This is a genomic window from Kibdelosporangium banguiense, assembly GCF_017876405.1.
Taxonomy (GTDB): domain Bacteria; phylum Actinomycetota; class Actinomycetes; order Mycobacteriales; family Pseudonocardiaceae; genus Kibdelosporangium; species Kibdelosporangium banguiense.
In genome coordinates, this window is the sequence record NZ_JAGINW010000001.1 from 5,585,368 (window position 1) to 5,597,603 (window position 12,236).

Annotated in this window: 9 protein-coding genes and 1 pseudogene; 6 read left to right on the forward strand and 4 right to left on the reverse strand. The window is 67.1% G+C overall.

Annotated elements, in window-relative coordinates; genetic code table 11:
• Nucleotides 1-94: 94 nt before the first annotated feature.
• The 3 genes from JOF56_RS26345 to JOF56_RS26355 all read left to right on the forward strand — a co-directional run bounded on the left by JOF56_RS26345 (nucleotide 95) and on the right by JOF56_RS26355 (nucleotide 3,181).
• A complete protein-coding gene (locus JOF56_RS26345) occupies nucleotides 95-727 on the forward strand; it encodes a hypothetical protein (protein ID WP_209642185.1) in 633 nt (210 codons plus the stop codon).
• A gap of 175 nt (nucleotides 728-902) precedes the next feature.
• Nucleotides 903-2,045 (forward strand): PucR family transcriptional regulator, encoded by a 1,143-nt coding sequence (locus JOF56_RS26350; RefSeq protein ID WP_209642186.1) that lies wholly within the window; start codon nucleotides 903-905, stop codon nucleotides 2,043-2,045.
• Complete coding sequence (locus JOF56_RS26355) at nucleotides 2,030-3,181, forward strand: PucR family transcriptional regulator (RefSeq protein WP_209642187.1); 1,152 nt, start codon at nucleotides 2,030-2,032, stop codon at nucleotides 3,179-3,181. The genes JOF56_RS26350 and JOF56_RS26355 overlap by 16 nt, the downstream gene beginning before the upstream one ends.
• A 52-nt stretch (nucleotides 3,182-3,233) precedes the next feature.
• Here the strand turns inward: JOF56_RS26355 and JOF56_RS26360 are convergent, their stop codons facing one another.
• The gene (locus tag JOF56_RS26360; protein WP_209642188.1) at nucleotides 3,234-3,620 is read right to left on the reverse strand and encodes a hypothetical protein; all 387 of its coding nucleotides are present in this window, start codon (nucleotides 3,618-3,620) and stop codon (nucleotides 3,234-3,236) included.
• A gap of 265 nt (nucleotides 3,621-3,885) precedes the next feature.
• On the opposite strand from JOF56_RS26360, the gene helR reads away from it, so the two are divergent.
• The gene (gene helR, locus JOF56_RS26365; protein WP_209642189.1) at nucleotides 3,886-6,078 is read left to right on the forward strand and encodes an RNA polymerase recycling motor ATPase HelR; all 2,193 of its coding nucleotides are present in this window, start codon (nucleotides 3,886-3,888) and stop codon (nucleotides 6,076-6,078) included.
• 53 nt (nucleotides 6,079-6,131) lie between these two features.
• On the opposite strand, the gene JOF56_RS26370 is transcribed toward helR, so the two are convergent.
• Both JOF56_RS26370 and JOF56_RS26375 read right to left on the reverse strand, forming a co-directional pair.
• On the reverse strand, nucleotides 6,132-6,539 hold the full coding sequence (locus JOF56_RS26370) for a S1 family peptidase (protein ID WP_209648492.1): 408 nt from the start codon (nucleotides 6,537-6,539) through the stop codon (nucleotides 6,132-6,134).
• A pseudogene (locus JOF56_RS26375) lies at nucleotides 6,520-6,759 on the reverse strand (S1 family peptidase); the annotation flags it as partial. The gene JOF56_RS26370 and the pseudogene JOF56_RS26375, both read right to left, overlap by 20 nt.
• Before the next feature lie 101 nt (nucleotides 6,760-6,860).
• Between JOF56_RS26375 and JOF56_RS26380 the strand changes: the two are divergent.
• Nucleotides 6,861-8,633 (forward strand): FG-GAP-like repeat-containing protein, encoded by a 1,773-nt coding sequence (locus tag JOF56_RS26380; protein WP_209642190.1) that lies wholly within the window; start codon nucleotides 6,861-6,863, stop codon nucleotides 8,631-8,633.
• Nucleotides 8,634-8,750: 117 nt separating this feature from the next.
• A complete protein-coding gene (locus JOF56_RS26385) occupies nucleotides 8,751-10,805 on the forward strand; it encodes a WD40 repeat domain-containing serine/threonine protein kinase (protein WP_209642191.1) in 2,055 nt (684 codons plus the stop codon).
• A 145-nt stretch (nucleotides 10,806-10,950) separates the two neighbouring features.
• Here the strand turns inward: JOF56_RS26385 and JOF56_RS26390 are convergent, their stop codons facing one another.
• On the reverse strand, nucleotides 10,951-12,078 hold the full coding sequence (locus JOF56_RS26390; RefSeq protein ID WP_209642192.1) for a tetratricopeptide repeat protein: 1,128 nt from the start codon (nucleotides 12,076-12,078) through the stop codon (nucleotides 10,951-10,953).
• Between the last annotated feature and the right edge of the window lie 158 nt (nucleotides 12,079-12,236).

The window sequence follows — 12,236 nt, forward strand, 5'->3', positions numbered from 1 at the left end:
CAGGGGCAAGGCTCGCGCCGGATTCTCGCGGATCGACGAAGACGCCGCTCCCGTGTGTTGGGAGGCTTCGATCCCCGCGTCGATTGGAGTCCAGATGAGAGTGGTGCGCCACGGTTCAGGCGCCAGACGGTGGCGGGCGCGTTTCGGCGTGCTCACCGCGATCACCAGCGTGTTCTCCACCTTGCTGGTCGTGCTTGTGCCGGGTGTCGCGAGTGCCGGCGCGATTGTTCCCTGCCCTGACACGATTACCGAATGGAGGGTCGTTCGTTCCCTGGGCAGGGCCGGATACCGATGGGAAGGCTATCGGTACACGACCTACAGCGTCACCCCGATATTCATGGTCAGTGACGGCAGGCTGCTCGACAATCAGCTGGACAGTCCGGCCACCTACACCGTCAGTTCGTCGATTCAGCAGACGTTCAGGATTTCCGCCTCAGTCGGTGTCGACGCGAAGGTGGGCGAATACCTCACGACCAAGGTCAGTTCGAGTATCGAGGCGAGCCGTACGACTCAGATCGGCGTCCAGGTCTCGACAGTCGTGCCGGCACGGAGCCGGGTGATCGCGGAATATGGTGTCGAAGGGTATTACGTGACCTACGCGATCGAGGCCTGGCAGTACAGTGGCTGGTCGCCTGGCCCCGGCCAGCGATGCGAGGAGTGGGGCTACTACCCGCAGGCCACCAACGCGCCGACGAGAGTCGAAGGCTGGCGGTTGCGAGCCGGCTGATCGCGTGATCCTTGTGACGGAACCCGTTGTCACGTAGGGAAACGGACATTTCCAGCGGCCATCGGCAGGACATCCCGCCAACGGGCGACCTGCCGATGGTCCTCCTGGCGGTACTCCCTGCCAGGTTCTCCCAGCACGATGTCCTTCTGGGTGAACCTCTGGCGAGGGAGATGACGTGGCTGATCTCTTCACCCTGTGGCGAGGTCGCGTTGACGAAAACAGCAGGCGTGCGCTGGATGTCTACACGCAGACTCTTCCCGATTTCCGCAAGATCGCGGACGATTCCCGGGCCCGGGCGGCGATGATGGACTTCGCGGTATTCATACGGAAACGGACAGTCGCCGTCGTGACCGAGAACAAGGCGTTCACCGACGTGGATCTGGCATTTGTCGAGGCGGCCGGACGCAGTCGTGCCGAACGGGGCCTCTCGCTGGCTTCCCAGCGCCACGCCCTGCAGATCCATACCTCGCTCACCTTGAAAGAGGTGCACGAGGCGGCCAATCCGCACGACCTTGACGATGTCATGCACACGCTGGCCTGGTTGCCGCCGCTGGGACTGGCCGCGCAAACCGCTTACACACGGGGATTCCTCGCCGGACAGGAAGCGTTTCTGCCAGTCGTGGATCGCGTCCAGCAGTTCGCGCACATGTTGCTCACCGACGATCCGGTGGCCGCGGACATGGCCGCCAGTCTGGCGATGAGCCTTTCTGGCGAATGGGTTGTGACGGTTGTGCGGATACCTGCGGGACACCCGGATCGCACGGATGTTCTCCAGGATTTGCTGAGCCGCCACTGGATACCGCTGCGCTGGGAGGAACCTGGCGAGTTCGTCGCGCTGGTGCCGGACGGCGGGTCGCAAGATCTTGGTGTTGTCCAGGATTTCGGTGACCGCGTGGGACTTCCGTGCGCGGTCGGTGCCGCGCGAGGCCGGATCGGTGAGCTGGCCGAGACGTTCGCGCGAGCACGGCAGGTCAGCTGGGCCGCGCCGGTCAGGTCCGCGCCGAGCGCCGTGCACTACCTGACCGATCTGTTCCCCGAGATCAGCGCCGCGCGCCTGCCACCGGTCGACCGGTGGTTACGTGAGGTGGCCGACCGGCTCGCCGCCGGCCCGGACCTCGTGGCGACTCTCGACGCCTTGTACCGCAACGACATGGCCAGGACACAGACGGCCGCGCTGCTGGGCATCCATCCCCGGACCCTGGAGTACCGGCTGCGACGTGTCCACGACCTCACCGGGCTGGATCCGCTTTCGGTGCGGGGTGTCCGGATCCTGAGCACCGCCGTGACCCGTGTCCTCGCCGGATGGGAAACGCTGTGAGCGATCTGCTCGGTCTGCTGGCAAAACAGATCCCCGCCAACGCCAAACGAGTCGTCGAGGTCTGCGCGGACGACCAGCCGGAGTACGCCGCGGCTGCAGGCGACCCGCGCGAATACGCTGGCATGCTTGATTTCGCGGTGTTCATCCGGCGCCGCACCCTCGAGCTCGTCGCAGGCAACGAGCCCCTGACCGACGACGATCTCGCGGTGGTATCTGCCACCGGGGAACGACGTGGTGAGACCGGGATGTCCCGGACGGTCCTGCGTCGTGTGCTTACGTTGCACGCCAGTGCGACGCTCAACGAGATCCAGGAAGCGTCCGGCCCCAACGACCTGCCCGTGACCATGCAGATGCTCGGCTGGCTGGGACCGCAGGGAGCGATCGCCCAGCAGGCGTACACCCTGGGTTTCCTGAAGGGGCAGAAGCATTTCCTGCCGGTCATCGCCCAGGTCCGGCAGTACACCGAGATGGTGCTCGGGGGCGAGACGGCCGCTCTGGCCAACGGCCGGGACCTGGGCATCGCCGTGCCCGAGTCCTACCAGGTGATCGTTGCCCGAATCCCGGACGTGGACGTCGAAACGGCGGCCGAGGTCGTCCATACCGTCTGGCGCCGGTACGGCGTTCCGGCGACCTGGTTCGGGCAGGACGAGTTCGTGGCGCTGGTCCCGGTCGAGCAGCAGACGAACGCCACGAAGGTGATCAGTGATTTCGCTGAGATCATTGGGCGGCCGTTCTCCGTGGGCACGGCCGAAGGCCCGGCTTCGGCACTCGCCGAGGCCTTCGCGCTGGCAAGGCGGGTCAGCCTGCTGACACGGGCCGAGACCGCGCCCAGTCACCTGTACACCGCGGCCGACGTGTTCATCGAGCTCGGCGCCGCCGAACTGCCCGAAATCGACCGGTGGCTGCACAGTCTCGCGCAGCGCCTGACCGACGGTCCCGTTCTGGTGGACACCTTGGATGCGTACTACCGCAACGACTTGAACCGGCCACGGGCGGCCGCGGCGCTGTGCATCCACCCCCGGAGCCTGGACTACCGGCTCCAACGGGTCCAGGAACTGGCCGGGATCGATCCGGCCAGCACCCACGGGATCCGGATCCTGAGCACGGTCGTGTCACGCGTGCTGGGCGGCCGCTGAAGGACGCATGAAAGAAGCCCTTCACCTGTCGGCGAAGGGCTTCTCCGGTGTCTCAGAGTCGCACGAGCCGGTATTCGTAGGGGGAGGAGCCGGGCGAGGCGGAGCAGTTGGTGCCCTGGCGTGAGGCGGTGTACGAGTAGCCGGATGGGATCGCGCAGGCCCACAGGCCGGTCAGATTGACGTTCACGGCGTCGAGCAGGAAATACTCATAGCGGAACCCGCAGTTGGGATTGGCTCGCACGGCCGACCAGGTGTAGCCGGACGGGACCGTGCACGCCCAGGTGCGGTGGCTGGCGGCGACACCCACGTCCTGGACCGCGACCTGCGGCGAGGCCACCGGCTGGGCAGCGGCGGCCGAACCTCCGGTCACGATCGAGGCGGCGACGAGGGCGGTCGTGGCGATCGACATGCTGAGGCGTCTGAGTACTGTTCCGATCACGTTTCTCCTTGTCGGGATCACGTCCACGGTGCGAAGAACTCGAGCCTCCCAGCGCGTCGGTGCGGGCGTCTTCGTCGATCCACGAGAACCCGGCGCGCGAGCGGCACCCGCTTTCGCGCAGAACCGAAACCGGCTCAAGGCCTGGAACAGGCCTGTTTTACGAGGGGGATTGACAAGAGGGGGACAATAAAAAATCGGCGCGCCTTCCATAATCCAATGGAGGACTCGCCGAACCTAATACCAGAATAAACGCTGTGAGGGGCATGTGTCAACTCAGGGGTACGAAGACGAATTGCGGGCCGAGCAGGGCTACGTTGCCGGGCTCTACACGCGGCTCGATGCCCAGCGTGCACGAGTGAAGGCCGAGTTCGACACGGCGCTGGGGGGCAAGGGCATGGCGCCCATGGAACGGGACGTCGAGGTACGCGCGCTGGCCAGGGAGGCCAAGCGGCTGGACGTGGCGGACAACGGGCTGTGCTTCGGCCGGTTGGACACCCTTACGGGAGAACATTCCTACATCGGCCGGATCGGGATTTTCGACGAGGAGAACGAGTACGAACCGGTGTTGCTCGACTGGCGGGCGCCGGCGTCGCGCGCCTTCTACGTCGCCACCGGCGCGCACCCGGAGAATATGAGCCGGCGGCGTCAGTTCCTCACGCGTGGGCGTCAGGTCGTCGATTTCACCGACGAGGTGTTCGGCCGTCCCGGCGCGGGTGAGCGAGGCGAAGCCGCCCTGCTCGCGGCCGTCAACGCACCTCGCGGCGAGGGCATGCGCGACATCGTGGCGACGATCCAGGCCGAACAGGACGAGATCATCCGGCTCGATCACCCGGGAGTGCTGGTGATCGAGGGCGGTCCGGGCACCGGGAAGACCGTGGTGGCGCTGCACCGCGTCGCCTACCTGCTCTACACCCAGCGGGAACGGATGGAACGCCACGGTGTGCTCGTGGTCGGGCCCAACCCGGCGTTCCTGAACCACATCGGCCGTGTTCTGCCGTCGCTGGGCGAGTCCGACGTGGTCTTCATGACCCCGGGCGATCTTGTGCCCGGTCTGCACGTCACCGCCGAGGACACCCCTGAGGTCACGCGGTTCAAGGGTTCGTTGAAGGTCCTGGACATGCTCAAGGCGGCGATCGCCGATCGGCAGCGGTTGCCGGAGGAGCCGCTGCCGTTCGAACTGAAGGACGTGACGGTACGGATCGACGCCGAGACCGCGGAGTGGGCCAGGGAGGAGGCGCGCGCGAGTGGGTTGCCGCACAACGAAGCCCGTGCGGTGTTCACCGAGATCGTCACGTATGTGCTCACCGAACGGGCGATTGCTCGTATCGGCAAGGGCTGGCTGACCCGCAAGGACCGTGAGGCATGGGAGGATATGCGGGCGGACCTGCTCATGGAGTTGGCGAACGACGAGAGGTTCACTGCCGCGCTCGACGAACTCTGGCCGATCCTGACGCCGGAAACACTGCTGGCACCGCTGTACACATCCGAGGAACGGCTGCGGGCAGCAGGCGCCGACCAGGCTTTGTGGCGTGCCGACGGCGAAGCTTGGACGGTCTCGGACGTACCGCTGCTCGACGAGCTGGTCGACCTGCTGGGCCGTGACAAGGCGGCTGACAAGGCTGCGGAGCAGACGGCTGAGCAGGAGCGGAAGGCCGAGGCCGAGTACGCCGCCGGCGTCATGGACATCATGAAGCTGGACCGCGAGGAAATGGACGAGGACGTCCTGCTGCACGCCGAGAACCTGATCTACGCCCAGGAACTCGCCGACCGCTTCGTCGAGCACGACACCCGTGACCTCGTCGAGCGCGCCATGGCGGACCGGGACTGGACCTACCGGCACATCGTGGTCGACGAGGCCCAAGAACTGTCCGAAATGGACTGGCGAGTGCTGATGCGGCGCTGCCCGAACCGGTCCTTCACGGTGGTCGGCGATCTCGCCCAGCGCCGCTCGGCGGCCGGAGCGACATCGTGGGGCACGATGATGGAGCCGTACGTGCCCGGCCGCTGGGTCTACCGGTCGCTGACGGTGAACTACCGCACCCCGGCGGAGATCATGACCGTCGCCGCCGCGCTGCTCGCCGAGTTCGCGCCCGGCGTCCAGCCGCCGGAGTCGGTCCGCGCGTGCGGCGTCCAGCCGTGGTCCAAGCGGGTCACCGCGGACGAACTTCCTGCTGCCATTGAGGAATTCGTCCGGGACGAAGCCGGTCGCGAAGGCACCAGCGTCGTCATCGGGCCGCCGGACGTGCCCGGCACGGTTGCGGCGTCGGAGACCAAAGGCCTGGAGTTCGACGCTGTCCTCGTCGTGGAACCAGAACGGATCCTGGCCGACGGCCCACGCGGCGCGGCCGAGCTCTATGTCGCGCTCACCCGTGCCACCCAACGCCTCGGCGTGCTGCACCAGAACCCGTTGCCGCAGGCCCTGAGCGGACTCGCCGAGGTCGTGAGTCAGCAGGCATAGCCGACCGTCGTGGGTGGTCCCGTCCGGACCACCCACGACGGTCGTCGTGAAGGTCAGTCGTCGGTGTAGAGCTTCAGGTCGTAGTCGTTGAGGACTTCCTTGACGGGCTGGAAGAAGGTGACGCCTCCCTCGTCACAGTTGCCTGAGCCGCCGGAGGTCATGCCCTGGGCGTGGACGCGGCGTTTGCTGGATGGGGCGGAGACGTACGGGCCGCCTGAGTCGCCGGGTTCCGCACAGACTGTGGTGCGGGTCAGGCCGCGGACTATGTCGCCGTCTCCGTAGTTGACGGTTTGCTTGAACGTGGTCACGACGCCGCAATGCCAGCCGGTTGTCTGGCCGGAGCGGCAGATACGGCCGTTGACGGGGACGGCTTCGCTGCCTTCGACGAACACGTCGTCGCCGTCGCCGTGACGGGAGATCCTGGCTGTGGAGTCCGCACGGTCACTGGTGACGCGGATGATGCCGTAGTCGTTGCCGGGAAAGGACGTGGCTTCGACCCTGCGGAGTTTGCCGCCGGTCCCCTCGACGTTGGGCGGAGCGTTCCACCTGGATCAGGTTGGACGTGCCGGCCAGGGCGGCAGCCGCGGTTTCGTCGCCGTACGTCGTCACGACCACGGTGTCGCGGACCAGGTCGACGTACCACCCGGTCACTGTGTCCGTTCGAGCGCAGTGGGTGACACGATCGAGTGTTCGTGTCCGGTGACAGTCTCATTCAGATGGTTGTGCGATCCAGTTGGCATCGTGTTACATGTCGTGAGTTCTTTCCAGCTGAGGGGAAATGTATGCGAATCGTTGGCGTCTTCTGTTCGGCGCTGCTGACGATCGGCACGCTCGCGAGTCCGGCGCAGGCCGCCACAGTCACGGTCGATACGCGGGACGAGCTGATCGCGGCTCTGGCTGCCGCGACCGCGGGTGACACGGTGTTCGTCGCGGGCGGGGCGTCGATCAACCTGACCGGCCACAAGCGAATAGCCATCCCCGCTGGGGTGACCCTCGCCAGTGACCGCGGCACGAACGGATCGTCGGGCGCACTGCTGTACAACACCGAGCTCGACCTCGGGGACAACGAGTCGTGGGCGCAGTTCAGGGTGACAGGCAGCGGTACCCGGATCACCGGCCTGCGGCTGCGCGGTCCGGACTCGGAGATCAGGGACAACGCCTACCAGTACGACAATTCGCGTGGGATCGAGGCGGTCGCCGCGTCAGATCTGACTGTGGACAACAACGAGCTCTCCGCTTGGTCGCACGGCGCCGTCGTCCTCCGTGACACCATCGAGGCCCGGTACAGCCGCAACAACGTCCACCACAACCGCCGGACCGGCCTCGGTTACGGCATCGTGCTGGTCGACAATTCGAGCGCGGTCATCGAGTACAACACCTTCACGCAGAACCGTCATGCCATTGCAGGCAACGGCATCCGCACTCTGCGCTACGAAGCCAGGTACAACCTGGTGGTCGACAACGCCAAAGGCCATGGGTTCGACATGCATGGCGAAGACGAGGCGCTGGGCAACGGCGCGCCGTACGCGGGCGACGTCATCCACATCAAGCACAACACCTTCCGGTCCAAGGTGGAAGCCGCGGTCAAGGTCCGGGGAAAGCCCGCCACCGGTGCCTACGTCTCCGGCAACTGCTTCGCGCACAGCTCGGCGGGCGCGGCCGTCCAGCAGACGCTCTTCACCGGCAACCTCAACGTCGGATCGAACACCTACAACACCACGACGGCCGTCTGTCACGGCTCACCGAAACCGGTGGCGTGGCAACTGTCAGATGGGGGAACGGCCGCGTGGACCGCGCTCGCGCCGTACACCTTCGACACCTCCGAGGTCGGCTTCGGGGACTTCGACGGAGATGGCAAGACGGATGTTTTCCGCGCGACGGGTGCCCGCTGGTACTACTCCCCGGGCGGCACCGGCCGGTGGGTTCCCGGCGCGCTGGCCGGCACTACCAGGAACAACCTGCGCTTCGGTGACTTCGACGGGGACGGCCGGTCGGATGTGTTCACAGTGGACGGTGAACAGTGGAAGTTCTCCTCCGGCGCGACCACTTCGTGGCAGCCGCTGGCAACATCCGGCGTGCCACTGGCCGACCTGCGGTTCGGTGACTTCGACGCGGACGGCAAGACCGACGTGTTCAAGGTCGACAGTGGCGGCAAGTGGCTCTACTCGTCGGGTGGACGTGCCTCGTGGGCGCCGCTGGCCGGCTCGGACCTGCCGGTGGAGTCTTTGGGCTTCGGCGACTTCGACGGCGACAAGAAGACCGACGTGTTCGCCATGATCAGCGGCCGCTGGCAGTTCTCGCCCGGCGGCAGCGGCGCCTGGCAGCCGTTGGCGGTCTCGGGCACCGCGGCCTCGTCCCTGAAGTTCGGCGACCTGGACGGCGACGGGTGGACCGATGTGTTCCGTTCCGACGGCACCACCTGGTATTTCTCCTCGGGCGGCAGGACTTCGTGGACCCGGTTGCGCACGGCGTCCTGTCCCGCGAACAGTCTTGCCATCGCTGATTTCACCGGCGACGGCAAAGCCGACGTCTTCACAGGCCGCTGCGGGGGCTAGTAAAATTCAGGGATCGCGGGCTTGGGCGAAGGGCAGTTGCCCTTCCGTCGGCACGATGGGGCAGACGTTGGGGAGATTTGCCGAGATCGTGGTTGCCCGGTCCTAAACTCCGCCCCCGTGACCGACGCGACGGGAAGGCTGGTCGCCCAAAGATACCGTTTGGTGCAGGCGATCGGTGCCGGAGGAATGGGCCGGGTCTGGCTCGGCCATGACGAACTCATCGGCCGCGAGGTGGCCATCAAGGAACTGCTGCTGCCACCCGGGCTCGACGAAGAACAGCGGGTGATGCTCTGCCAGCGCGCGATGCGTGAGGCGCAGGCAGCCGGCCGGCTCAACCATCCGGGCATCGTGACTGTCCACGATGTCGTGGAGTACAACGGCGCCCCGATGATCGTGATGGAGCTGGTGCGGGGCGGATCGCTGGACGACGTCATCAAGTCGCAGGGTGGTCTTCCCGTGGAACGGGTCGCCCGCATCGGGATGGCGATGCTCGGCGCGCTGCGGGTGGCCCACCAGGCCGGGATCGTGCATCGCGATCTCAAGCCCGCCAACGTGTTGCTGTCCGGCGACCGGGTGGTGATCACCGACTTCGGGATCGCCCGGCTGATGGGCGACGTCCAGTTGACGTCCTCGGGCGTGATCGTGGGTACGCCTGCGTACATGGCTCCCGAGCAGGGGACTGGAGCGCCCGTCACGCCTGCGTCCGACCTGTGGTCGTTGGGCGCCACGCTTTACGCGGCGTTGGAAGGCAGACCTCCCTTCGAAGGCACCGACTTCGTGACGACGTTGGCGGCGTTGCTCACCAAGGAGCCACGGCCGCCCGTGCGTGCCGGCCGCCTGACCGGGCTGCTCAACGCCCTGCTGCGCAAGGAGCCGGCCGAGCGCGTGACTGTCGACCAGGCAGCAAATCTCCTGGCCGGTGGCGATATCGGCGCGGCCACAGAGAGACATCAGGCGGCCGGGTACCCGCCCGCTGTCATGCTGCCCGCCGGCGGTCCGCAGACCGGCCGAGGTGGCACGCGCCGGCGCACGATGCTGCTCGCCGGCGGCGGTGCGCTCGCGGCGATCGGCGCTTCCTCCGTGTGGTTCATCTTGAATAATTCAGACGACAACGGGCGGCCGTCCGGCAATGCCTCGAATTCGACCCCGGCGAACTCGAACGTCGCCAACCCGAACGCCAACTCCAACGGCGGTCCGGGCAAGAGCGGTGTGGCCGAGCAGAGCGCCCCGGTCGTGCCCGACCAGCCTGTCGAGTTCACTGAGCACATCCAGTTGGCCGGGCACAAGAACCCGATCACATCCGTGGCGTTCAGCCCGGACGGCAAGCTGCTCGCGAGCGGCGACGGCGACCTCAACCGCGACGGGCCGGTAACCCGGCTGTGGGACCCGGCGAACGGGAAACTGCTGGCCACTCTCGTAGGCCCACCGGCCACCGGTGGGGCCTCGGCGAATGCGGTGGCGTTCAGCCCCGACGGCAAGCTGCTGGCCGCGGGCGGCAACTTCCTCGGTGACAGCACCAGGTTGTGGGACGTGGCGAGCCGGCAGGTCGTCGGCCCGCTGCCGCAGAGCCGTTCCATCATGAAGTCCCTGGCCTTCAGCCCGGACGGCAAGACAGTGGCCGGCGTGAGCCACGGCGGCGATGTCAAGCTGTGGGATGTGGCGAGCCGCCAGGTCAAGATCGGGCTGCCCGACGGCAACGGATTCCGCAACGTGGTGTTCAGCCCGGACGGCAAACTGCTCGCGAACCCCGGCAAGGGCAAGGAAATCCGGTTGTCCGACCCCGCGACCGGCCGGACGGTCCGCACCATCACCGACGCGACCGGCAGCGACGTGACGTTTTCCCCCGACGGGAAGACGCTCGCGGTCCCGGATGCCGACGGGACCCGCAGCCTGCGGCTCTACGAGGTGGCCACCGGGGAAAGCCAGGTGGCCTTCGACCGGACCAAGGACGTCACCCTCACCTCGGTGCTGTTCAGCCCGGACGGCAAGACGATCGCGGCCTGGGGCCTTGGCAACATCATCCAGCTCTGGGACGTGGCGTCCCGGCGAGTGCGCGGTGTGCTGATCGGCGCCTCCGGCAAACTGGACTCCGTGGTGTTCGACCCCGAAGGCAAGCGGATCGCCGCCGGTGGCGCCGACATGACCATCCGGATCTGGAACATCGAGCGCTGACAGTACTTTCGGTGGCTTTGGTCAACCGGCGCCGATGACGACGAACGGCGCCCACGTCCGCGGGTCCGCGTACTGACGTGGATGGCTCTTGCGGACCGCGGACCGCGGACCGCGGACTTGGCCGTGGCGAGCGCTTCGGCCGGGGTCATACCGGCGGCGAGGTTGCGGTAGAGCGCTGCCATGACGCGGACTGTCGGCCGATCGAGCACCGGCCACAAGGTGAGCAGCACGCAGTCCGCCCCAGCGAAGAACAGGGGGATGCGGGCGCGCATTCCTGGTTGATGTCCAGTGCCTCCGCGTGCAGTCGGGCGGCGGTCGCCAGATCGCCTGTGACCGCGTGCAGTGTGCCCAAATTGGACAGATCGGTGGCGGTCGCCGGGGACCGCGGCGCGATGGCCCGGTCGATCTGAAGCGCGGCCTGGAAATGGGTCAGGCCCGCGTCGGTGTCTCCTTGGGCACGCAGTACCGTGCCGATGTTGTTGAGGTCGATGGCGACTGCGACGTCACTGCCGTCCACGGCCTCGTGGGTTCGCAGTGCCTGCCGGTGATCGGCCAATGCCTTCGCCAGGTCGCCCCGGTGGTGGTGGACCGTCGCGCGCTCGGACAGCATCCGGCCGTGATCCGCCGAACCGGGATGCGCTTGCTCGTGTAGCTCGACAGCCAGCTGGGCATGTTCGAGCGCACGGTCCAGACCACCCAGGGCGATGAGCGCACGGCACAGGTTTCCGTGCTGGTCGGCGACCATGGGCGATCCGTCGGCGACGGCTCGCGCAATCTGCAGCGTCTGTTCGAACAAGCCGAGAGCGTCACCCGGCTGCCCGGCGTCCAGCAGGTTGGCGCCCATGTTGGCCAGGACTTTCATGCCCGGCACGACCAACTGGCCGGCCTCGCAGTGTGCCAGTGAGCGGGTCAGCAGGCGCCACTGCTCGTCGAGGTCGCCCTGCTCCGCCTGGATGATCGCCAGATTGTTCAGGCATGTCGCGATGGTGATGTGATCGTCAGGCGGGGCGGCGGCCGGCGCCTGGTCGAAGTAGGACTGACGTAGCAGTGTTTCGGCATCGTCGAACCGGCCGCGGTCCGTGGCGATCCGGCCGAGCCAGTTCAGGCACGCCGCCGAGCCGGGCGAGTCCAGGCCGGTTGGCCTGAGCAGGTTCAGCGCGGCCGTCAGGTCCGCGCTTGCCTCGTCGAGGCCGCCTGCCCAGTAGGCCGTGGCCGCGCGTTCGACAAGCTGCTCAGCGCGCCGCCTGTTTCGTAAGCCGGTGAACCAGCCCATCGTGCGGCACCGCTGTTTCTGTCGCCGGTTGTCGTTGCCTGGCGCCGACTGTAGCGGCCGGGCCACCTGGCTGCCCGGCCAGTGGGCAATTCCCGGGTGATCGGGGAACCGGGTTTCTTCAAATCGTCGCCCCGGCGTACCAAATCCTGCCCGCGATG